The organism is Staphylococcus hsinchuensis, assembly GCF_038789205.1.
Classification (GTDB): domain Bacteria; phylum Bacillota; class Bacilli; order Staphylococcales; family Staphylococcaceae; genus Staphylococcus; species Staphylococcus hsinchuensis.
On sequence record NZ_CP128355.1, the window covers coordinates 150832 to 174272 of the forward strand.

At 33.9% G+C, this 23441-nt stretch carries 26 protein-coding genes; 9 read left to right on the forward strand and 17 right to left on the reverse strand.

From position 1 onward, the window contains the following. Positions 1-120 precede the first annotated feature (120 nt). Complete coding sequence (locus QQM35_RS00865) at positions 121-978, forward strand: RhaT/GlcU family sugar-proton symporter (protein WP_251517985.1); 858 nt, start codon at positions 121-123, stop codon at positions 976-978. Positions 979-1044: 66 nt separating this feature from the next. After that, positions 1045-1836: a glucose 1-dehydrogenase gene (locus QQM35_RS00870; RefSeq protein ID WP_251517983.1), complete on the forward strand. Its 792-nt coding sequence runs from the start codon at positions 1045-1047 to the stop codon at positions 1834-1836. Positions 1837-1929: 93 nt separating this feature from the next. Here QQM35_RS00870 and QQM35_RS00875 read toward each other — a convergent pair whose 3' ends face one another. Further along, entirely contained in the window at positions 1930-2838 is a 909-nt protein-coding gene (locus QQM35_RS00875; protein ID WP_251517981.1) for an AEC family transporter, read from the reverse strand. A gap of 148 nt (positions 2839-2986) precedes the next feature. On the opposite strand from QQM35_RS00875, the gene QQM35_RS00880 reads away from it, so the two are divergent. Both QQM35_RS00880 and mspA read left to right on the forward strand, forming a co-directional pair. After that, entirely contained in the window at positions 2987-3163 is a 177-nt protein-coding gene (locus QQM35_RS00880) for an SE1832 family protein (protein WP_251517979.1), read from the forward strand. A gap of 61 nt (positions 3164-3224) precedes the next feature. Beyond that, entirely contained in the window at positions 3225-3542 is a 318-nt protein-coding gene (mspA, locus tag QQM35_RS00885; RefSeq protein WP_251517977.1) for a membrane stabilizing protein MspA, read from the forward strand. Positions 3543-3721: 179 nt separating this feature from the next. Here the strand turns inward: mspA and QQM35_RS00890 are convergent, their stop codons facing one another. From QQM35_RS00890 to QQM35_RS00900, 3 genes are all read right to left on the reverse strand, one after another. Further along, the gene (locus tag QQM35_RS00890; RefSeq protein ID WP_342610424.1) at positions 3722-6907 is read right to left on the reverse strand and encodes an efflux RND transporter permease subunit; all 3186 of its coding nucleotides are present in this window, start codon (positions 6905-6907) and stop codon (positions 3722-3724) included. Positions 6908-7170: 263 nt separating this feature from the next. After that, positions 7171-8421, reverse strand: coding sequence for a lipid II:glycine glycyltransferase FemX (locus tag QQM35_RS00895; RefSeq protein WP_251517972.1), 1251 nt, complete (start codon positions 8419-8421; stop codon positions 7171-7173). A 378-nt stretch (positions 8422-8799) separates the two neighbouring features. Then, positions 8800-9573 carry a VOC family protein gene (locus tag QQM35_RS00900; RefSeq protein WP_251517971.1) on the reverse strand — a complete coding sequence of 258 codons (774 nt, stop codon included), beginning with the start codon at positions 9571-9573 and terminating at the stop codon, positions 8800-8802. Between the two features lie 248 nt (positions 9574-9821). Here QQM35_RS00900 and QQM35_RS00905 point away from each other — a divergent pair, with 248 nt between their 5' ends. Together QQM35_RS00905 and QQM35_RS00910 are read left to right on the forward strand one after the other, a co-directional pair. Next, on the forward strand, positions 9822-10256 hold the full coding sequence (locus QQM35_RS00905) for a MarR family winged helix-turn-helix transcriptional regulator (protein WP_251517969.1): 435 nt from the start codon (positions 9822-9824) through the stop codon (positions 10254-10256). Beyond that, a complete protein-coding gene (locus QQM35_RS00910; RefSeq protein ID WP_251517966.1) occupies positions 10257-11462 on the forward strand; it encodes an MFS transporter in 1206 nt (401 codons plus the stop codon). It begins immediately after the preceding gene. A 238-nt stretch (positions 11463-11700) separates the two neighbouring features. On the opposite strand, the gene QQM35_RS00915 is transcribed toward QQM35_RS00910, so the two are convergent. The 7 genes from QQM35_RS00915 to glp form a co-directional block, all read right to left on the reverse strand. Continuing rightward, positions 11701-12051, reverse strand: a complete 351-nt coding sequence (locus QQM35_RS00915) for a transcriptional regulator, SarA/Rot family (protein WP_251517963.1) — start codon at positions 12049-12051, stop codon at positions 11701-11703. Between the two features lie 404 nt (positions 12052-12455). Then, positions 12456-13478, reverse strand: coding sequence for a GTP 3',8-cyclase MoaA (gene moaA / locus QQM35_RS00920; protein WP_251517960.1), 1023 nt, complete (start codon positions 13476-13478; stop codon positions 12456-12458). Positions 13479-13495: 17 nt separating this feature from the next. Further along, positions 13496-14101 carry a molybdenum cofactor guanylyltransferase MobA gene (mobA, locus tag QQM35_RS00925; protein WP_251517957.1) on the reverse strand — a complete coding sequence of 202 codons (606 nt, stop codon included), beginning with the start codon at positions 14099-14101 and terminating at the stop codon, positions 13496-13498. Between the two features lie 6 nt (positions 14102-14107). After that, positions 14108-14341: a molybdopterin converting factor subunit 1 gene (gene moaD, locus QQM35_RS00930; protein WP_251517954.1), complete on the reverse strand. Its 234-nt coding sequence runs from the start codon at positions 14339-14341 to the stop codon at positions 14108-14110. Then, positions 14338-14790, reverse strand: a complete 453-nt coding sequence (locus QQM35_RS00935) for a molybdenum cofactor biosynthesis protein MoaE (protein WP_251517951.1) — start codon at positions 14788-14790, stop codon at positions 14338-14340. The genes moaD and QQM35_RS00935 overlap by 4 nt, the downstream gene beginning before the upstream one ends. Positions 14791-14795: 5 nt before the next feature. Next, entirely contained in the window at positions 14796-15269 is a 474-nt protein-coding gene (mobB, locus tag QQM35_RS00940; protein WP_251517949.1) for a molybdopterin-guanine dinucleotide biosynthesis protein B, read from the reverse strand. Continuing rightward, positions 15266-16525 carry a gephyrin-like molybdotransferase Glp gene (glp, locus tag QQM35_RS00945; RefSeq protein WP_251517946.1) on the reverse strand — a complete coding sequence of 420 codons (1260 nt, stop codon included), beginning with the start codon at positions 16523-16525 and terminating at the stop codon, positions 15266-15268. The genes mobB and glp overlap by 4 nt, the downstream gene beginning before the upstream one ends. 52 nt (positions 16526-16577) lie before the next feature. On the opposite strand from glp, the gene moaC reads away from it, so the two are divergent. Further along, positions 16578-17066: a cyclic pyranopterin monophosphate synthase MoaC gene (gene moaC, locus QQM35_RS00950; RefSeq protein ID WP_251517943.1), complete on the forward strand. Its 489-nt coding sequence runs from the start codon at positions 16578-16580 to the stop codon at positions 17064-17066. A gap of 23 nt (positions 17067-17089) precedes the next feature. Here the strand turns inward: moaC and QQM35_RS00955 are convergent, their stop codons facing one another. Both QQM35_RS00955 and QQM35_RS00960 read right to left on the reverse strand, forming a co-directional pair. Beyond that, complete coding sequence (locus QQM35_RS00955; RefSeq protein WP_251517941.1) at positions 17090-17593, reverse strand: MogA/MoaB family molybdenum cofactor biosynthesis protein; 504 nt, start codon at positions 17591-17593, stop codon at positions 17090-17092. A gap of 12 nt (positions 17594-17605) precedes the next feature. After that, positions 17606-18607 (reverse strand): ThiF family adenylyltransferase, encoded by a 1002-nt coding sequence (locus QQM35_RS00960; RefSeq protein ID WP_251517939.1) that lies wholly within the window; start codon positions 18605-18607, stop codon positions 17606-17608. 330 nt (positions 18608-18937) lie between these two features. Between QQM35_RS00960 and cudC the strand changes: the two genes are divergently transcribed. After that, positions 18938-19492 carry a choline uptake/conversion transcriptional regulator CudC gene (gene cudC, locus QQM35_RS00965; RefSeq protein ID WP_251517937.1) on the forward strand — a complete coding sequence of 185 codons (555 nt, stop codon included), beginning with the start codon at positions 18938-18940 and terminating at the stop codon, positions 19490-19492. A 99-nt stretch (positions 19493-19591) separates the two neighbouring features. Here the strand turns inward: cudC and QQM35_RS00970 are convergent, their stop codons facing one another. Genes QQM35_RS00970 through modA form a run of 3 tightly spaced genes read right to left on the reverse strand, consistent with a single transcriptional unit; the run spans position 19592 to position 21663 of the window. Beyond that, the gene (locus QQM35_RS00970) at positions 19592-20206 is read right to left on the reverse strand and encodes an ATP-binding cassette domain-containing protein (protein ID WP_251517935.1); all 615 of its coding nucleotides are present in this window, start codon (positions 20204-20206) and stop codon (positions 19592-19594) included. Next, positions 20207-20878, reverse strand: a complete 672-nt coding sequence (gene modB / locus QQM35_RS00975) for a molybdate ABC transporter permease subunit (protein WP_251517933.1) — start codon at positions 20876-20878, stop codon at positions 20207-20209. It abuts the gene before it with no gap. An 11-nt stretch (positions 20879-20889) separates the two neighbouring features. Beyond that, positions 20890-21663: a molybdate ABC transporter substrate-binding protein gene (modA, locus tag QQM35_RS00980; RefSeq protein ID WP_251517931.1), complete on the reverse strand. Its 774-nt coding sequence runs from the start codon at positions 21661-21663 to the stop codon at positions 20890-20892. A gap of 128 nt (positions 21664-21791) precedes the next feature. On the opposite strand from modA, the gene fdhD reads away from it, so the two are divergent. After that, a complete protein-coding gene (fdhD, locus tag QQM35_RS00985; RefSeq protein WP_342610425.1) occupies positions 21792-22595 on the forward strand; it encodes a formate dehydrogenase accessory sulfurtransferase FdhD in 804 nt (267 codons plus the stop codon). Positions 22596-22667: 72 nt separating this feature from the next. Here fdhD and QQM35_RS00990 read toward each other — a convergent pair whose 3' ends face one another. Further along, the gene (locus QQM35_RS00990; RefSeq protein WP_342610426.1) at positions 22668-23417 is read right to left on the reverse strand and encodes a GNAT family N-acetyltransferase; all 750 of its coding nucleotides are present in this window, start codon (positions 23415-23417) and stop codon (positions 22668-22670) included. Positions 23418-23441 lie beyond the last annotated feature (24 nt).

Genomic DNA, 23441 nt, shown 5'->3' on the forward strand with positions numbered 1-23441 from the left:
ACCCTTTTAAAAAAATAAGCTATATTTTTTACTAAAACGTTTTTTTACTATAAAATGAGTTGCTATAGACATTGAGAAATCTGTCTATAAGAAAGAAAATAGAGAGTGAGTGAGTAATAGATGGATTTATTAATTGCCTTACTACCTGCCCTTTTTTGGGGTAGTGTTGTGTTAATTAATGTTTTTGTAGGTGGAGGCCCCTATAATCAAATACGAGGTACAACATTTGGCGCGTTAATTATCGGTATTATTTTATTATTAACAGGAAATGCCAAATTTGATAATATCACCGTCATTATAGTCGGCTTAATTTCAGGCGCCTTCTGGGCGTTAGGTCAAGGGTACCAGTTAAAATCCGTAAGTCTTATTGGTGTATCGAAAACGATGCCTATTTCTACAGGCTTACAATTAGTTGGGACAACTTTATTTAGTGCTATTTTCTTAGGTGAATGGAGCACAGGAACCCAAGTGTTATTAGGTTTAGTTGCTATGGTTCTCCTCGTAATCGGAATAGCACTTACCTCAATTAAAGGTAAAAATGAAGCAGCAGAAAATAATAAAAACTTTGGGAAAGCAATGCCAATTTTACTAATTTCTACTGTTGGTTATGTTGTATATGTTGTTGTCGCACAAATCTTTGGTGTAGATGGTATGAGTGCATTGTTCTTCCAATCAGTCGGAATGGCAATCGGAGGAATAATATTATCAATCAATCGAGAAACTTCAACAAAAAGCACACTTTGGAACTTGATTCCAGGTATTGTTTGGGGTATTGGTAACTTATTTATGTTCTATTCTCAACCTAAAGTTGGCGTCGCAACAAGCTTTTCATTTTCACAACTATTAGTTATCGTTTCAACGCTTGGTGGTATCTTCTTACTTGGAGAACGCAAAGATAAACGTCAGATGATTGGAATATGGTCTGGTATCGCCCTCATTATTATCGCGGCTTTTGTACTCGGTAATATTAAAGGTTAACCTCAATGACGTAAAAATGGTCAAATTCTTATTTTATAGGTAATTATAAATATTGGAGGAGTTTCTATGTTTGAAGATTTAAAAGGTAAAGTCGTAGTTATTACTGGTGCTGGTAGCGGTATAGGTAAAGCATTCGCGGAATCATTTGGTAAAGCTCAGGCTAAAGTCGTGATGAATTATCGTTCTGATCGTCATTTAGAAGCGATGGAACAATCTATTAATCTTATAGAAGAAGCCGGTGGACAAGCAATTAAAGTTCAAGCTGATGTCTCAGTGGAAGCTGACGTAAACAAGCTTGTTCAAGCTGCTGTGGATGAATATGGGACATTAGATATTATGCTAAATAATGCTGGTTATGAAAAACCTATTCCTACACATGAAATGTCAGTAGAAGAATGGAATAAAGTAATTGATATCAACTTAACTGGCGCATTTATTGGAGCAAAAGCAGCAGTTAAACAGTTTTTAAAAGAAGATAAAAAAGGTGTAATTATAAATACTTCTAGTGTTCATGACACAATTCCATGGCCTAATTATGCGAACTATGCAGCAAGTAAAGGCGGATTAAAGCTCATGATGGAAACGATGTCTATGGAATACGCACAACATGGTATCCGTATAAACAATATTTCTCCAGGTGCCATTGTAACTGAACATACGAAAGAGAAGTTTTCAGATCCAAAAACACGTGAAGAAACATTAGAAATGATTCCAGCTAAAGAAATTGGCGAAGCAGATCAAGTTGCCAATGTAGCATTATTCTTAGCTTCAGATTTCTCAAGTTATATACACGGGACAACTATTTACGTTGATGGTGGTATGACTAATTATCCAGCGTTTATGGGTGGTAAAGGTTAAGAAAACATTTCCATACCTATATATAAAAGCCGATCAGAATTGCATATCTGATCGGCTTTTTCATATTATTTAAAGCTTTATCATGAATTATACTTATACAAATAATGCTTGATAAACATAAATCAATATAATACTGATGATGATAGACGCATTAATAACCATTCCTGTAAGTGGTATGGTTTTATACTTAAATTGAATGGAATATGGAATAATCGCTATACCTACAGGTAAAATCCAGGCAACTTGTAACGTCGTCTTAATCATAGGGTCTGATACTGGTAAAAAGAAGTGTACCAATAGCCCCATCGCTATACCAAAACCATAATGTATACCAAGGTATTTAAGTGCAATTGGTAAATAGCGTTTATCAATATTAAAGTTAAGCATTAACCCAAGTAAAATCATAGATAGCGGCATGTTGGCACCTGATAAATCGGAAAAGAATTGAGTTACTGGCTTGGGAAAATGAATATTTGCCATATTCAATATAAACATAATCATGTATGTCATAAGTGGAACAGATTTCACTATGTTTTTCGCTAAGTATTTAAAATCAAAACTATCTCCACCACTACTAAAGTAACTTCCAACAAAGTATGTTACCCCAAACATAATGAGCGCACCACCAATATCAGCCATACCGAAGTATATCATGCCTGAATCTGGCCAAATAGCTGCCACGAGTGGATATGCAAATAGCCCGATATTTAAAGAAGCCATCATCATGCCTACTGTTCCGCGAACTTGGTTGTCATATTTTAAAAATAAATAAACAACGAGTGTTTTCGCAACCAAACCATAAATAATCATCATGATCGATAATACAGAAAGTGAAGGATCTAGTTCGGCTTTATTCAAATTAACTATAACTAACGAAGGAAGCGTGACATTAAATACCAACGTCGACAATACTTGACTATCATTTGCTTTTAGAAAGTTAAGATGTTTTAAAAAGTAACCTAAGGCGATAAGTAAAATGATTATGATAAATTGTTGCGTCACAATAATCCTTCTTTCATTTTATATTTCGTTTTCATTACATTTTCATACTTTAACATAAATTGTGTCTATTTTAGAAGCTTTCAGTTTCGTGTTATAATTTATATTAAAATAAAGTATTGAATAGTTTTCAAAAAAGGAGTCAACTCAGATGAATTTAAATGACAAGTTAGAAGAACTTAAATATGATTATGTAAGATTACAAAATGATCTAGATAAAAGAGAATCTGTCAATCAAGATGTAGATCCATTGGTCCGTCAACTTGATGAAATAGAACAAGAAATGGCATCTGTTCGTTCTGAAATGAGACAACAAGAAAATAAATAACCTAGTCATCGCAATCTGGTCATGCTAAGATAAAGAGCGAAAATAGAAAGGATGTCATTCAATGCAACTTTACCTCATATTACTACCGATATTATATCTTATCGTTAGCTATATTAGTATTTATAAGATGAATACTATTATCACACGTATTTTACGTATAATTATGGCAATATTATTATTATTTGTCGTGGCTCTTACGACGCTTTCATTCCCATTAGTCAATTGGTGGGTGTTCGTCATACTCTTGCTAATTGTAGCCAACGTAGAAATTACGGCATTTAAACATAGTAAAGACGATGAAAAAGCATTAAAAATTCTAAACATCATAACAATTTCATTATTTGTTATCTACCTTATTTTAACGCTTATCGTTTATTAAATATCTTCATAAACCAATGATTATCATACTTGATTCTTTTATATATTTGGTAAAATCTTATGCCCTTAGAAGTAATTCTCATTTACTTCTAAGGGCATATTTTTCTTCTTTTTCATAAAATAAAAAACGATTCATTCCCCTACTTCAATTGCAAGGAAATGAATCGCTAAAATATTTATTTACTTTTTAGATTTACGTCTTGTGAATTTATGTTTGATTGCGAATAGAATCTCATAAATCACTGGTACTACGATTAAAGTTAATAGCGTTGAAGAAATGAGTCCTCCAACTACTGTAGCTGCCATACCTTTAGAGATAATAATTGAACTATTTTCCCCGAAAAGTAATGGTATTAAAGCACAAATCGTAGCTAATGCTGTCATGAGAATTGGTCTAATTCTCGTTCCACCAGCTTCTAGTAATGCATCTTTCATATTTAATCCTTCACGTTCTTTGTTGATGACGCGGTCAATTAAAACGATTGCGTTAGTGACAACGATACCGATTAGCATTAACATACCTATCATACTTGAAACTGAAACAGTTTCACCTGTCACCACAAGGGCAATTACTACCCCGATTACTGTATATGGTAATGAGAACAGTATAGTTAGTGGTGCTAAAGCACCTTTAAACGTTAATACTAATACGAGATAGACAATGATTATTGCAGCGAGCATTGCTACTAATAATTGAGTCATTGCTTTACCAATATCTTCGCTTGCCCCACCTACATTAACTTTCACATTGCTAGGCTTATCAATTGAGTTCACTTTAGAAATTACTTTTTGAGAAACGCCACCAACATCTTTGTCAGTAACTTTGGCGGATACGGTTGTTGCTTGATCTCCAGCTTTAGTCATAACTTTGTTTGGTGTTGTTGATTTCTTCAATTCAGCTACATCGCTCAGTTTAATTGATTTACCTGTTGGTGTTTGAATTTCTGTATTTTTAAGTTTGTTTTTAGTCCAATGTGTTTCTTTATCTTGTTTAATCTTCACATCTACTTTTTTACCGTGGTCTTTTACTGTTGAAACTGTTTGTTCTGGTGTATTTTCATTTAGACTCATCGCAAGTTGTGAAGCAGATAAACCATATTGACTCGCTTTATTATGATCAACTTTAAGATCATACTGATCATAGGTTTCGGTTAAGTCTGATTTAACATTTGCTAAACCTTTCATATCTTTCATTTTTGATTCCATTTTCTTAACTGTACCTTTAATAGAGTCAAGTGTAGGGCCTGTGACTGTAATTTCTAGTTTATTGTTAGTGCCACCGCCACCACTCATGTCTTGGTTACCCCATTCTCCAGGTTGATGGAATTTTTCTATATGTTTCAATACTTTATCAGGCTCTTTATCAAAGTTTTTCGTGTCTTTATCGTATTCGACCATGATAGCCATATTATTAGACGTACCTGTTGGGTCTGAAGGTGATTTACCTCCCACAGAATATTCAACTGTCTTAACTTTATCTTTACCATTTAAATATTTTTGTACTTGTTTAGCATGCTTCAGTACACTTTTCTTCGTTTCGCCAGGCTTAGGTGTATATGTTAAAGCCATATACTTGTCTTCCCCACTTGAAATGAAACTTGTACCTAATTTTGCGGCTCCTAAAGCAATACTAGCAAATAGTAGTACAGTTGTAATAATCATCACTAACCATTTATGATTTAATGCCCAACTTAATACTTTTTTATAGCCTTTACCAATTGAACCTAGTGTTTCTTCTTGCTTGCGTTTTACTCCATTTTTAAATAGTGTCGCACTTAAAGCTGGAATAATTGTAATGGCAACGAGTAATGATGCTAATAAACTGAATGCAATCGCTAATGCAAACGGTCTAAACATCTCTCCTACTGTACCGGTTACAAATGCTAGAGGTAAAAATACGACAATCGTTACAAGCGTAGAAGATAAAATCGGTTTAAACACTTCAGCTGTTGCACTTGTAATCAAACGACCGCCTTGTAATTGTTCATTTTTATCGAACAATCTCCTATATATGTTCTCCACTACAACAATGGAATCATCAATTACTCGTCCTATCGCTATAGTTAAGGCTCCTAAAGTTAAGATGTTTAACGATACATCAGCAAGTTTTAGTGCAACCATTGCGATTAATATAGACATCGGGATAGATACGATTGAAATCAGCGTCGTCTTGATGTTTCTTAAGAATAATAAGATAACGATAATCGCAAATATTGTACCGAGTAATGCCTTTTCAACCATTGTATAAATCGCATCTTCAATAGGTTTCGCAGTATCCATTACTTTCGTATCTTTAATATTTGGATTACGTTTAGTAAATTCATCAATTTCCTTCTTCGTATCTTTTGCAACTTGAACAGTATTCGCATCTTGTGCTTTAATAATTTGAACATTTATTGCATCTTTGCCATTCGTTTTAGAGATAGACTCTCTATTGTCTCCTATTGAAACATTAGCGACATCTTTTAATTTAACAGATGGCATACCTTTAGCACTGCTAGCTGCTTGTGGGCTAGAAGCACTTTGTTGCATTGAACCACTTGAGCTACCTTGAGAGCCCCCTTGTGAGCCACCTTGTGAATCACCTTTGTCTCCTTGTTGACCACTAGACATACTTGAAGCAGATAAAGGTATTTCTAAATTTTTCAATCCTTTTACTGATTTAAATTGACCATCAATAACGATCGATTTTTCAGTTTTATTGAATTGGAACAAACCTAATGGTGTTTCGTTCGTCGCACTCTTTATGTATTGTTGAACGTTATCAGCTGTTAAGCCTTTTTTCTTCAATTTATCTTGATCGAATTTAATTGATACTTCACGGTTTGTATCACCGTTAATTTGTACGTTCTGAACACCATCTACCGTTTGTAATTTAGGGATAAGGTTCTTTTTAACTTCACTTGTAGTTTTTTTCAAGTTATTATCCTTAGTAGTAAATGAGTACGCTACGATTGGAAAAGCATTCATTGAATTTCTGACAAGTTCAGGTTCTTTAACACCATCTTTGAATGATATTTTATCCAATTCTTTTTTTAAATCATTTTCTACTTTATCTAAGTCTGTACCTTGATCATATTCTACTTTTACCATAGACGCATTCTGATCTGATTCAGCTTCAACATTTTTCACTTTCGCCATTGACCTGACTTGATCGTCAATTTTATCACTGACTTCTTCTTTAACAGTCTGTGGTGTAGCACCTTCCATTGTTGTTTGTACTGTAATCATCGGTGGCTCAACATCGGGTAACAATTCAAGTTTCATCTTCACACTTGAATATACCCCACCTAAAATGACGAGCAATACCATTAGGAAAATTGCAAATTTGTTTCCTAATGAAAATTGCAGCAATTTTTTAATCATGCATGAATCCCCTCTCCTTTTTATAGTATTACACCCAATTTAACATAATTAAGTTCAATAAAATACATAATTCATAACAAATAAAAACATTTACTGGAAATGTTTTTTTATTATCGGTTAAATATGTAAAAACTCTATAAAATTGTGAATATGTAATCGTGAATCATGTAAATAAATTGCATGATATTAACCACGATTAACATTTTAGCTTTCACAACTTTATAGAGTGTTAATTAGATTATAAAATTTTGTAAACCTAACGATTATTTTCTTTTTAGTTTTCTAGAAAGGTTGATTTTAGCTTTTGTCAGTTTCGGTTTTACATTCTCAATAGCTTGGTATAATGGTTTATTTAACACATAGTCAAATTCACCAATCTTTTCGCTTAGATATGTGCCCCATACCTTTTTAAATGTCCAAAGACCGTAATGCGATGAGTCTTTATCTGGATTATTGTCTGTGCCACCGAAATCGTATGTTGTTGCTCCACGTTCTCTTGCAAAACGCATCATCTCATACTGCATATGATGGTTAGGTAAGAAGTTACGATATTCATTTGAAGAAGCACCATATAAATAATAAGATTTATTTCCTGCAAACATGAGTAAAGCGCCAGATAAATACATACCATCAGGATGTTTCTCTTCTAACTCTTCCATTTCGTCTATCAACTCTTGTGTTTTTGCAATTTTGTTATCTGCATCGTTAATTTTATTTAATACTTTTTTGTTTTGCTTTTTCTCTAATAAACGTGATTTTTCTTCTTCACTATTCTGTCTTTCGTCTCGTAAGTCTTTCAAGACTTCTTTTGGTTCTAATTTTACTAAGAACAGTTCAGCATCTCCGTCAGGGTTTAAAGCATCGTAAATATTTTGGAAGTAGCTAATGTCTCTTGTTAAGAAGCCGTCGCGTTCACCCGTTATTTTCATTAATTCCGCAAATGTTTTTAAGCCTTCACGATTTGAACGTTCAACTTTAGTGCCTCTTTTTAATGAAAGTCTAACTTTAGAACGGTTTCTTCTTTCGAAACTTTGCATTAATTCATCATCAGACTTATCGATTGGTGTTATCATTGTCATCCGAGGTTGGATATAGTCTTTCGATAAACCTTCTTTAAAACCTTTGTGTTTAAATCCAAGCTCATTTAAATGTTTTAATGCATCCGCGCCATTATCAACTTCTACGTCGGGATCAATTTTAATTGTATAAGCTTTTTCTTCTTTAGCGATTTGAATTGTAGCTTCTAGTAAGGTTTCTAAAGCTAACTTATTACTATAATCAGTTACAAAACCTCTAGATACGTAACATAGTGTATAAGGTAGTTTAGGTATTTTTTTAAATAATAGTTGGGCTACTCCAACAATTTCACCTGATTCTCCTACTGCTACTCTTTTAGAATACCAACCCGTGAGCTTTTTTGTTTCTGCCCACTTTGTTAATTGTAGTAAATCTCCTTGTGGATGTGCTTTAACAAACGCATCGTGTTCTTGATCTGTGATATTTATCTTTTCCATAAACCGAAATTCTCCTTTATCGTTACACTCCATTTTATTATACATCGCTTAATGCATACTTTCACATAATAAAACATGCTAATGAGATATACCTTACAGCACTTATTTTACGGTATTGCTTCATTTTAATACGTTATTTCTTGTGTGCTTTTCTTTTTAATTTGAAGTATAGTTATGCAATAAAATGAGCATGAATAACCTGTGCTAATTTTGCTCATACGTACATTATTTACGTAGGACTGATTCATCAATTGATTTAAATAATTGTCTGTTTAACAATGCTCCATCAAGCCCAAATTGGCGTTCAAAACACGCTACCGCTTACTTCTCTATTTTAACACTCAAATATACTTTTAGATACTAATGCGCGAATCAAATTCATTCCTTTTCACTGTCTGCAGTAAACTGATATGTGGCGCCTCGAATGATTAATGTATATGAAGATGTTGTCTTTTTATCTTTCAATAAAATAGTCTTATAACCTGAAAAATCTCCGTCATAAATGTGATAAAGTATATCGTCATGTTTCAATTTCATTGTCGTGTAATGATCTGTTTCATCCACGACTTCCATATCAAACCAATTTTTCCATTTTGCTACAGTATGTTTACGTTCAGTACTATTAATCTTGATTCCATGTACCTTAAATTCATTTTGAGCGTATGGATCAATCTTTTTAGCTCTGACCCCATCTGCATCATCCCATTGAATGAAGAACGGTGGCTTAACTCGGTAATCAGGATCAGCAATATATAGAACGCGCCACGTTAAACGTTTACCTCTTCTATTTTCACGTTGCATCTTTACTGGCCCAATCACATCAACATTTCTTAATTCCAAACTTTGTTTCACTTGATCAATATCTTGAGTTCGAAACGCTATATTTTTTATCCCTTGGCGAAAGTTATCTTGCACAATTTTAGACGGAAACGTTACACGACCTTCTTCAGTTTTAACTACCTTTTTTAATAATTGAGGTTTATGGACATCTAATAACTCTAAATAAGTATTATCTATAAATGCTAAACGATTGTATGTACCTAACTTTTCATGCTGCCCACCTTGATACAACTTAAACAAATGACCTGGATAATTAAAGTCATTTAAATTCTGGACATAGTGAATGATGTGGTCCAATTTCAAATCATCCATAGCCTCACTCCTATCTTTATAGCTTTGTTTTATCTTAACAAATTCGCTTACACTTTACTCGTTTAAAACAATAATATTGATTAATCATATGTTATTTTATTCTTCCACTTAAACAAAACTTTATTGCATTAAAATAATGTTTTTCTAAAGGAATTTGAAATAAGCTATTGCTTTGTATGGATAAAAGTCGTAGAATAATATACGTCCAAATAGTTAGCTTAGCTAACTATATTTTTAAGGAGGATCTTATGGGAGCGAATTCTTTATTTAATCAATTTACTGCTATGTATCGACCGTATATTAAACAATTACAGCCAATTTTTGATGAATTTAACCTTTATTCTGCACAGTGGCTCATTTTAAAAGATATTGCAATGAATGGACCAACGACATTGGTACAAATTTCAAAACGTCGTGCAATTGAGAAACCAACGACCCGAAAGATATTAAAGGTACTCTCTGAAAAGTCTTTACTCCACATTGAACAAGGCAGTGATAAAAGAGAAAAAATACTATCACTATCACCTGAGGGTCAAGAGCTATACCGCGAAATTTTACATCGTATCGAACAGGTACAAAATGACATACTTCAAAATGTAGCTATCTCAGAAGAACAAATCAAAACTACAGTTCAAACTATGGAATTAATTCATGAAAGTATTATCGGAATGGAGGACAATTAAATGACACAAGCAGCTTCAACCAAAACACCTATTTGGACGAAGAGTTTTAACATTAACTTTATTACTAATTTTTTAATCTATTTGTGTATGTATTTACTTATAGTTATTATTGCTAGCTATACTAAATCTGAATATCACGCATCTGATAGTATCGCAGGGTTGGTATCTGGTTTATTCATTATCGGATCTCTCATCGGACGCTTTGCGACAGGTAGATTCGTTAATAAATTAGGACCTAAAAAGATTTTATTAATAGGCCTAGGCTTTCTAATTATTACGCAACTTTTCTACTTTATACAAGGTTCCCTTGGTTTACTCATGTTCACCCGTCTCATAAATGGTATTGCTACGGGTATAACGACTACAGCAACAGGTACCATTGCTGCATTTGTAACACCGCCTGAACGTAAGAGTGAAGGCATAAGTTTATTTTCATTGAGTCTTGTCATTGGTGCTGCGATTGGACCATTTTTCGGATTGCTTTTAATTCACAGTTTCCCAATTGAGTTACTATTTGTGATTTGTCTAGTTTGTGGGATTATTAGTTTAATCATTACTTTCTTCGTAAATATCAAATTCGACATAACGCCAACGAACAATAAAACAACAAATCAACATAGTGCTTTAAGTATTCATAATTATATTGCTAAAGAAGCATTGCCTATCGCGTTAATTATGTTAATTGCAGGTTTAACATATGCTTCCATATTAACATTCTTACAATTTTTTGCTGAAGAAATTCACCTCGTAGCACTTTCAAGTTACTTCTTTATTTTTTATGCGATTGCTTCATTAATCACACGTCCAATTGCTGGTAGATTAATGGATGATAAAAACGAAAATGTTGTAGCTTATCCTGCATTTATTTGTTTATTTTTAACATTTGTGGCCTTATGTTTAACACATAACGGATTGCTACTCATTATTGCTGGCCTACTCTTAGGCGCTGGTTACGGGAATATTTCATCATGTATGCAAGCGATAGCAATTAAAGTTTCTCCACCTGAGAAGTATGGTATAGCTACTTCAACTTATTTCATTGGGTTAGATTTAGGCATTGGCTTTGGTCCTTACGTTTTAGGTTTCTTAACTTCTACAATGAGTTACGCTCAACTTTACGGTATTATGGCTATTGTTGTTTTAGTAATGACAGTACTTTACTTCTTCCTACACGGTAAAAACGTAAAATCAGAACAAATTAGTTAATAAAAAAAAGATGAGTCTGAGACAAGAATAGGTGTCTCAGACTCTTTATCAATTTGGCAGTAGATGTCTGAATTGAAAATGCGCTTAGAACAAACTTTTTTCAATCCTAGTCATCCTTGCCGGGGTGGGACTACGAAATCTCTCTTAGAAAATTCGATTTCTGTCCCGCCCCCATCTTTTTTCGTATAAATGGATTAACTACTTCTCGGTGTTAATGAGTTGATTAAAAACGTATTAATTATTGCGGTATTTTAATATTTTCAACATCTTTAATAATACTTTCTATGCCCTTTGATTGATTTGCATCATAATAATAAAATACTTGTCTTTCATCGGTTTCTGAACGTAATTTAGAAATTAATTCCTTTTTATAAATCTTTCTTATAATCACATCTATCTTACTAGTATCCCACAACATTTCAAAGTGTAAGGTGTCACGTAATTCTTTTCCACTGATCTTCTTTGATTCTAGAACTTTATACAAAACTACAAATTCTTCAATTGATAGTCGATGTTCAGATTTCAACCAGTGTTTCAGTTGACTTAATGCCCTTTCAGACATTATGAAATACGACACGTTACTTTCCATATTGCATTGCCTCCTCATTGTCTTTCCTTGCTAGTTTAGGCTTAAATTAATTAATCCTTTTTTTGTATTATACTACATTACGTTCATTAAATCTATTATTTATATAGTTTAAAATAAATAAATTTCTCTATGCATTGCTTTTTTTATATCCTATATTTCTTATCGAATTTTTTAGTATGAACATTAATTTTAAATTCATCATTTAGAAACTCATGTACTATTTTGTTTGAATTTTTATTTCTTAATTTATAATTAGGGGGCAAGTGATTCAGTGGTTAGTTTATTGATAACGCTACTATTATTGTGGGATATTTTAAATCACTTAATTATTTTGACATACAAAAAAGAATCTGAGACAAAAATAGATATCTCAGACTCCTCTTTTTCTTATATTTAGCTAACATTCAACCGCCAATATAATTCATGTTAATTTTTTTGCGTTTTCTATTAGCTACTGTTTGTTCTGTTCTTTCATCTGAATAACGATCATCTCTTAAATGCCATAATTCAATGAATTTTTCATATAACTGTTGATCAGAGGCACCTGCTCTGAGATATGACTTAATATCAAATCCATCTACTTCACTAAATAAACAACCGTAAAACTTTCCATCTGATGACAAACGTGCTCTTGTACAAGAAGAACAAAATGAACTGGAAACACTAGTGATTAAACCAAATTTCGCTCCATTATCTTTATGTTGATAATATTTAGCGACCTCACCATAATACTTTGGTGGCACGCCTTCAATATCATAATTCGCTTCAATTTGTGATAACATTTCATCTTTAGTTACCACTTTACTAAAATCCCAACCATTATCGTTGCCTACATCCATAAATTCAATGAATCTAATTTCAATATTTTTATCTTTAAAATATTGAATCATCGGTAACACTTGGTCGTCATTTACACCTTTTTGTATAACAACATTCACTTTCACATGAAAACCTATCGATTTGGCATAATCTATTTGTTCTAATATCGTCGTCGCCTTAATATTTCTATTATTTATAGATTGAAACGTCTCGTCATCAATCGCGTCTAAACTGACATTTAAACGATGTAATCCAGCGTTATATAAATTTTCTCCATGCTTTTTCAGTAGTAAACCGTTTGTGGTTAAACCAATATCCTCTATACCTTCTATTGCATTGAGTTTTTCAATAAGTTTATATAAGTCTCGTCTTAACAGTGGTTCACCACCAGTAATACGTATCTTTTTCACACCCAATTGTGCATAAATACGTGCAACACGTTCCATTTCTTCAAACGTGAGTAATTCATCTTTGGGTAAAAATACGAAATCATCACCAAATATTTCTTTAGGCATACAGTAATCGCAACGAAAATTACAACGATCTGTAACCGAAATTCTTAAATCACGTATTGGCCGACCTAGTTTATCAGTGATTTGTTGTACCATACAGTTAGACCCCCGATCTATTTTTCTAACTTTTGTTTTATAGAGTCTAAATCTTGTTGATAATTAATATTTTTATACCAGTATTCTGGTGAATTAATCTCATCGACATCTAACCAGTCACTTCTCATATTTGAATAGACATTTTTCAAACTATAATCGTTCGAAGTTAATGCTTGCTTTATTACTTCTTTAGTACGTGGACTATAAAAAGCAATCGTTGGTATAGGATATTGACCCTCTTTAAAGCCTGCAATGTCTAATTGATCATCAATGAGATGTTCTACCATAAATTGGTATAAATGACTAATTGCTTTTTGTGTAATCAACGGTGTATCTACAGAAATAACAAAATATAATTCTTCATTTGGAAAGGCACACATCGTTGAATAGATTCCAGCTAAAGGCCCTTTATCTTTATGAATAGACTGATCGATAACGATAGGATCATAGTTAAATTGATCAACAATCTTTTCATTAGTACTTATAACTATTTTGTTAAACATATTCGTACGATCTAAGACGTTAATTATGCGTTGATAGAACATTTGAGAATCAATTTCGGCAAATGCTTTCGGTTCACCAAAACGTTCTGAACGACCGCCTGCAAGAATAATAGCTATCATCTTTCATTAACCTCCACTAACGGGCGGAATCAAGGCCACAATATCATTAGGTCTAACGACGTCATCACTTTGAACAAACTCCTCATTTACCGCTATTTGAAACTGTTTTTCTTGAATACTTGGATGTTTCTTAAATAAATTTGTAATAAAATCCTTAACTGTTATGTCATAACTTAGATCAATATTTTCTGAATCAGTGCCCAATATTTCTTTTAATTCAGCAAAGTATAGGACTTTCATGATTGGCCTCCTTTTTTAGCCTCTGTATGGTTTCCACGTTGATCACCTTGCCATTCGGAACCATCTTCCCAAATTTCTTTCTTCCATATCGGTACAATAGCTTTAATGCGCTCAATCGCATATTCATTCGCTTGGTATGCATCTTTACGATGGGGTGATGAGACACTTATAAGTACTGCTATATCTGAAATTTGTAATGGCCCGATACGATGTACAATTGCGACTTCGGTGCCTGGCCATTGTGCGTTAATTTCATCTCCAATTTGTGCTAATTTCTTCTCTGCCATAGGTGTATACGCTTCGTACTCAAGATATTCTGTTTTGACACCTTTCGTCCATTCTCTAACATGGCCCGAAAACACTACGACTGCACCTTGATATGGATTTACTACAAAGTCCCTATATTGTTCGGTTTCTATAGGTGTATTAACGATTTCAAATTGTTTCATAACCTTCATTCCTTCTTATTTACAAAAGATAATAACCACTCATCATAGCTTGCTAATGCATCTTGATCGTCTATGTTAATATAATATTTAACATTAGAGAGCTCAGCTAAAGTGTTTTTATCAGATTCAGTTCGATACACGAGTACTTTATTAAAATCCGCTTCTTTAAAACCTTCAACTAGAATAATGTTACTGTCTATTGTAACAGACTGACTGATGATTTCATCCAAACTTTGTTTAGCAGTTCTTGTGACGCTTTGTTGATATTCATATCCTTGCACGATACTTTGATCTGCACCAGCATCAAAATGTTTCATATGATCTACATTGGATTGTTGCAAAGTAATATCGTGTTCACTCTGGTGCCCGTGATGTTTGATTGTCGCCACCATATAATGATGTTCCTTCAATAACTTCACTGAATGTTGGACGAGTGTCGTTTTGCCTGAATTTTTCAACCCTACAATTTGTAAAATCATACGAACGCATCCCATTCATATGTTTGAGATTCGGTTAATATTACATCGACTGTATAGCCTTGCTGATGTCCTCTAGACCCTCCAGGTAATACCATAATACAATTACTGTGGGCAATCGCGACAACTGCACTCGATTTATTAAATCCAGCCGGTTTCACGGTCATTTGTTTACCATCAAATGTCGCTTGAGCACGAACAAATCGCATAAATGGATTTGCTTTTTTAAAGTTATCCATTAAAGTTGCTTGTACTACTTGTGGGAAACGCTTATGTGCCCCCATCATAGACAGAACTGCAGGCTTAACAAACAACTCAAATCCAGTAAAGCAGGCAGATGGATTACCTGACAGACCAAATAAATATTTACCTTGAGCTACAGCAACTGTCGTCACACTACCAGGTCGCATTGCTACTTTATTGAACAATACGTTTGCATCTAATGCTTCATAAATCTGTGGTAAATAATCAAAATCACCTACTGATACCCCGCCTGTCGTAATAACGATATCATGTTGCTTTAACGCTTCAGTAACACGTTGAATAGAACTTTCTAAATCATCTTGTTGTATTTTATAAGTGCTACAAGGTAAGTCTAACTTTTTACATAATGCAGCTACCATAGGACCATTTGAGTTTCTAATCTTTCCAGGCTCTAATTCATCTTCTACATCTAACAACTCACTACCAGTTGCTATAATAGCCACGCTCGGTCTTTTAAAAACTGGTATCTCTGTATAACCAAATGTTGCTAATACTGCTATTGTTCCGGCATTGATGTGTTGACCTTTTTCTAAGATCAGGTCACCTTGTTGCGTTTCTTCACCCTTAAAAGAAATATTTTCATTACGATTAAAAGGTTTACGAATCGTGAAACTTTGATCGCCTTCGACTGTCTGTTCTAACATAACGACTGCATCTGCACCTTCAGGAACCGCAGCACCTGTCATAATACGCACTGCTTCTTGCTCCCCTACGACTTTTTTCGAAACGTCACCAGCACCAATATGATCAATGACATTAAATTCAACTCGGTTGTCACCACTCGCATTTAAAGTATCAACACTGCGAAGTGCAAAACCGTCATACGGTGATTTGTTAAAACGAGGAATATCATGAGTTGCTACGATATCTTCTGCTAAAATATAATTTAAGCTTTCATTTAATGAAACCTCTATGGTCTCTGATTGAATATCTTCATTTACGATACGTTCTATTGCATTTCCTACGGGTAGTGGCGTTCTTTTCTCAACTGGCATCAAAACTGCTCCTTTCGTGTTATAATTTATATTAAAATAAGGAGGTATTCTTTTGACTGAATTCACACATATCAATCAACAAGGTAATGCGAAGATGGTCGATGTTTCTAGTAAAGAAGTTACGAAACGAATTGCCGTTGCACATTCAAGCATTACTGTAAATCCAGACATATACCAACAGATTGTTCAACATACAAATGATAAAGGTAATGTATTAAATACGGCTCAAATTGCTGGCGTTATGGCAGCGAAGAACACTTCAAATATGATACCTATGTGCCATCCTTTACCGCTAACCGGCATTGATGTTGTATTTGATTGGAAACAAGCATCCGAATCTTACGTTTTAAATATTGAGGTCACTGTATCCACTACCGGCAAGACAGGTGTGGAAATGGAAGCTTTAACTGCTGCCTCTGTTACAGCTTTAACGATTTACGATATGACGAAAGCACTCGATAAATCAATGGTTATCGGCGAAACTTATCTGCTATCAAAAAGCGGTGGTAAGTCTGGTGACTATACGAGAACAACAGACTAATCTTCATTAATATATATAAATGATTATTTCCTAATTTCTGAGATGAGATGGTTCACTTCTGGTATGATTAATCGATTCATCGCTAATTTTATTGCGCCTGTAGATCCAGGTAAGCAAAAGATAAGCTTATCTTTAATTGTGCCACCAATAGCTCTTGAAAGCATTGCACGTGAACCAACATCTTCTACATAACTTAAATACCTAAAGAGTTCACCAAATCCTTCTATCTCTTTAGTTAAATAAGGTTCAATCGCTTCAATCGTAACGTCTCTTTCGGCAATACCTGTGCCTCCTGTCGTAATAATTACATCGACATCTTGGGCAAGCCATTCTTGAAGTTGCTGCTGAATAGCATCTATCTCATCCTTCACTATGACATAATGTATCTCGGAATCTACAGTCATGTCGCTTTCAGATAGAAGGTTTTGTATCAATTGTCCCCCTTTATCTGTATTAACGTCCCTCGTGTCAGAAATAGTAAGCACTGCACATTTAATATTTCTCTTTAATGTTTCATTATGATGCATAAGTCCACTCCTCTACCCAAATAATTTATTGATTAAGGTCGTTGCTTGTTGCGGATTCGTCATACCATGTATTAAAAAACGCCCCCCTTTAAAGTAAACGATGCGATGATGATTAAAGTTAAAATGTATCATATAATGATTAGAACGATATTGAATATGACGTTGATATAAAAATGTTTCCAATATTTCCCAGGTAATATTGTTGTTTTCATATTGTACCGTATCTCTACCACATAAACTCGCATATTGACGCTTTGCTTCATTTAAATATGGAAATGTGGGTGACTCTCCACATGTGGCACACTCGTTTCGTTGAAGTTTACTAAAACCAAATTGAAAGTGTTCACCCTCCCATATGTCACCGTATGTTACTTTAGGTGTAAAACTTTGATGCGTTAATATTTTCATAGCATCACGAACTTGTAGACTGGTCGTCATCGTTACAGCAGGATGAATTACCCCCACTGTATCACATGTGACATTGATTGTTGGTAGTTGAGGAACTAAACAATTAAAACATGGTGTTTCACCAGGGATAAATGCTGCTTCAATATATGTACTTTGTACAACTCCACCATAAATCCACGGTGTGTGTTGTTGATATGCAAAGTCATTTATTAACTGACGTGTTTCAAAGTTATCTGTCGCATCTATAATAAGTTGAACATTTTGAGCATAATTCTCTAGAAACCACCGGTCCATATTTCCAATATGAGCTTCAATGCTTACGTCTTCACGTATAAGCTTTAATTTATTCTCAGCAGCAATCACTTTAGGCAAAGCTTGGCGAGCATCACGTTCAGTAAATAAAGTTTGTCTTTGCAAGTTGCTTTCTTCAATATAATCACGGTCAATCATCGTTAAATGACCGATACCTGCTCTTACTAAACTTTCGGCAACATGCGTTCCTAAGGCTCCCATGCCTACAATCAATACACGTGCGTCCATCAGTTGTTGTTGCCCATGTTGACCTATATGTTTAAACAACGTTTGTCTAGAATATTTATCACTCATCGCAATTAATTCCCCTCTCAATCATTATATTCATTATAAAACTTGCACATTTATGTAACAATGGTTTACACCTGTTCTAGCAAAATCATTAAAAATTCCCAAAAGGTTGATGTATATTTCTTAGTCATTGCATCAAATGAAAAAACAAAGTAATATCTAAATAAATAGTTGAATTTGGGTGTACAGTTGTTTCATAATCATTTAAAATTGTAAGTTGCAACTATAATAATATTTTTTAAAAGTCACAACATAAAATGTAAATGTAACAATCGTTTTCTATCAATTAATTAAAAGGTAACTAAACATATACAATGCAATGGAGGTGAGATTGTGGGACGAGCAAAAGATTATACAGAGCAATTAGATATAGCTAAAGATATAGTTATAAACTCAATTGGAGAAACAATGGATTTGTATGGTGTTAATCGTAGCGTAGGTAATCTATATGGAACGATGGTATTCGAACACAAGAGCATGACATTAGACGAAATGCGCAATGAACTACAAATGAGTAAACCTAGCATGAGCGCTGGGGTAAAAAGATTACAAGAATTTGATGGAGTCAAACAAGACTTTATACGAGGCAGTCGTAAACAGCATTTTACCGCTGAAAAAGATTTCTTTACTTTCTTTGGCAACTTCTTTTCACAAAAATGGGAACGTGAAATTAAATTAAATTTAGAAGCAATACATAAAGCTGAAGATATACTAAATCCAATCGTACAATCTGACTCCACATCGACAGAAATTAGAGAGGAAGCAACCAAATTACTGACTCAAATTGAACATTCAAAAACGTATTATGCTTGGCTTTCAACATTAAGCAATGCATTAGCGACAGGTGAAATATTCAAAGCTTTTCCGATACCAGAAGACAATGCATAATGTCTGCCTATATATAAAGAGCAAAACGTTGAAATCTAATTAAATTGTTAGATTTTAACGTTTTGCTCCTTTTTTAATTCAAATTGAGAATAAGATATATTAACGTGATACCTCAAGATCAATGATTTCGTGTGCTAATGATTGTGCCTCAAATTTCGAATGCGTAACGAAAATGATTGGAATTTGCCACTGTTCAAAAATATTACGTACAAGCGAGATACTTTCATCTTTTGTATCATCATCTAAACTTGAGAATGGTTCATCTAACAGTACTAAGTCGGGCTTGGTACTTAACGTCCTTGCTAATGCAACACGTTGCGATTCCCCGCCTGATAATTGACGTGGATATTGCTCACTTAATTCAGCAATGTTGAGCTGATGCATGATATTTTCAATATGATCGCTATGTTGAGCCATGAACGTAATATTCTGATAAACTGTCATATTTGGAAAGAGTTGATAATCTTGAAATAAATAGCCGATGTTACGCTTTTGAATCTTCACTTCTTTATTATTTTCCGTATCAGTTAATGTTCTATTATTTAGATTTAAGTAACAAGCGTTAGCTCGTTTTAAACCAGCTATAATATTTAAAATTGTAGTCTTCCCTCTTCCGGAACGACCTTTGATTGCATATATTTTCGGGGTAGTATCCTTTATGTTTATAGAAAGTTGATAGTTATTGAGTTCATGTTTTAATTTGAGTTCAATCAATTATCTGTCCTCCTGATACGGTGCTTTATTCAATGCATTGATGGTGCCTATAACAGTAATTGCAAATGCTACCAATACAACAACCCATAACCAGGCTTGATTTTCCTTACCTTGTTCCACTAAAAAGTATATTTCTAATGGTAAAGTGTTCGTTTTATGAGGGATGTAACTTGCCACCATAAGCGTAGCCCCAAACTCCCCTATAGCCCGCGCAAAACTCATCATAATACCTGCGAGCATTGACCTTTTCGATAAAGGTAGAATTATTTTCAAAAAAATCTTACCTTCACTCGCCCCCATTGTTCGAGCTGTATTCAACATCTTCTCATCTATATTTCTAAATCCTTGAACTGTATGTTGATACATTAATGGAAAGCTTACTATGACTGATGCAATGATGGCCCCGACCAATGTAAAAACCACAGGTAAATGCAAAATATGTGCAAAGAAAAAACCAATGGGACTATGAGGTGAAAATACAATTAACAAGATAAACCCCATTACTGTCGGTGGTAAAACGATGGGTAACACGATAACACTCTCGATTAATCTTATTAACCACCCACGTCGATGATACAAGCATTTCGCGATTAGTATACCGAATAATGTAACTATGATTGTGCTAATAATTGCCACCTTTAAAGAAATCCAAAACGGTGTAATATCCGGCATCTTGTTACCCCCTATACCTCAAAGTGATATTTTTTCAAAATCTTTTTAGCTTGCTTAGACTTTAAGAATTGCATCCACTGTTTGCCCATTTTTTTATCCGATACCGTTGCGCCTTCATATTTAATAGGCTGTTTTAATGATAAATGATCAATGACTTTAACTTGGTTTGAATTGTTGCGCTTACTTTGATAATAATCTGTTTGATAAACATATCCAAGCTGTGCGTTACCTTTTTCAACATAATTTAACACTTGTCTAACATCTTTAGCGAACACTAATTTCGGTTGAACTTGTTTGTATAAATGATGGTTTGTTAAATATTGCTGTGCATACTTACCTGCAGGGACTGACTTAGGTTCACCAATAGCTAATTTATCTTCTTGTTTTAAAGACTTCACAGATTTATATCTCGTATCCTTTTGACCAATTAAAACAAGTTTATTTTGAGCGTATATAAATTTATTATTGGCTTTACCTTTGAGAGCATCTATATCTTTCGTGTTCGCTGACATAAATACATCTACGGGAGCGCCATTTTTAATTTGTTGTCTAAGTGAACCTGAACCACCGTAGTTAAATTCTATGTTGACGCCTTTATGTTGCTTCTCGAAAGCTTTTTCTAATGCTTTAGTCACATCAGTTAAGCTTGCAGCTGCTGCTATATGTAATGTGTGTTTATCGTCATTTGATGTTTGAGACTCGTTCTTTCGGGGCATTTCACAACCTGCTACCGTTGAAGAAATTAACCCTAAAGTTATAAAAGCTGTTAATAATCTTTTTTTCATAAACATTAACTCCTTCTTCTCTATTATATGACTCACTGTTTAAAAACAAAAGTGCAAGCAACCTCCTAATCTTTGTTTAATATGAGGAATGCGATAAAATAGAATTGAAGATGAAATGGGGTTATAAAATGAATGAAGACGTACAGAAAAACAAACCTATCATTAGATACGAAAACGGTGAACTTAAAGAAAAGACAGACCACTATGTAACCGAATTTCCATTAACGATTAATGTCAACGGCGAGGAATTTGCTACAGTTATTTGTAGCCCAAACCATTTAGAAGAACTTGTGTTAGGTTTTTTAGCTTCTGAAGGCGCAATTTTAAAAAGAGACGATTTACAATCTATACAAATAGACGATAGTAAAGGGTTCGCACACGTAAAACTCACACACCCTCTTGGGGAACGTTTTGAATATTCTACCAAACGTATGATTGCTTCATGTTGCGGAAAAAGTCGTGCATTTTACTTTCATAATGATGCAGCTATCGCTAAAACTTCTATGACCAAAATGGCAATTCAACCGCAACAAGTCATCAATATGATGGAACAACTACAGAAAGCGAGTAGGATATTCAAACAAACAGGTGGCTTGCATAACGCGGCTATTTCAGATGCTGATGCATTTTTTGAACACAGACAAGATATCGGCCGTCATAATGCTTTAGACAAATTGTATGGATATTGTATTCAAAATCATATTCCTGTGAGAGATAAAATTTTAATATTTAGTGGACGTATTTCTTCTGAAATATTATTAAAAGCTTCAAAAATTGGGGTCGGCATGATTCTTTCCAAGTCAGCGCCAACAACGTTAGCGGTCGAACTCGCACACGATTTGAACATTACGGCAATTGGTTTTATAAGAGACGGTCACTTTAATATATATAGTCATCCAGAACGCATAAAAGAAAGCGGGAACGAAATCTAAATATAGATTTCTAATTCCCGCTTATTAATTAAATTATTATAGTAGGCATTTCAAAAATAGAGAGTTACATAATTAAACCATTTCTTCATTAACGATTTGATAGCAACGACTCACGAATCTATACCCCTGCTTTATATACATATTGCGCGCACTATCTTGTCCATCTGCAATAAGGATAATTGTCTTATTACGATCAACTTGAGCTACAAAGCTTTGCATCGCACTACCTATACCTTGACGCTGGTAAGGCTCAAGTACCCCAAACCCATCAATTTCAATAAATTGATGGGAGCTAATCATATCCAATATCCCTACAGGGGTACCATCTCTATATGCGACAATTCGTGATTTTGCATCTTTATCAAAGTCTGTATAAATTCGAGTAACATTATTTTCAGTAAATGTTTCGCCAAAAGGCAATGAAAATTGGCGAAATACATCTATATAATCGTCTAAATTGTTAGAAGTTACATATTCTATATGTACATTTGAATTATGTTTCAGTTTTAAATGATTAGCTTTAATCGCGTAAAGTTCCATGAGACCTATTTCAAAGCCATGTCCTTTAATTGTGTCAATCCAATCATGATTAAGTGATTCATTTTCAGGAAAGGTAAATGCCAGATGATTCGAATGTTGAGACAAATGTAATGTTAATTGGTATTCCAAATCGTGCTTCCATTTAGTTAATGAAGGCATTTGATGATAAACCCATTTATTAGCATCAAAAACGTCTAGTTCATCTGGTGTTAAGTATATTGTTTCACTTTCATTTTTAGAATATATTTGTCCTTGCTGATAAATATCTTTCATACTTATCATATTGGCATCACCTTTTTAAATAGT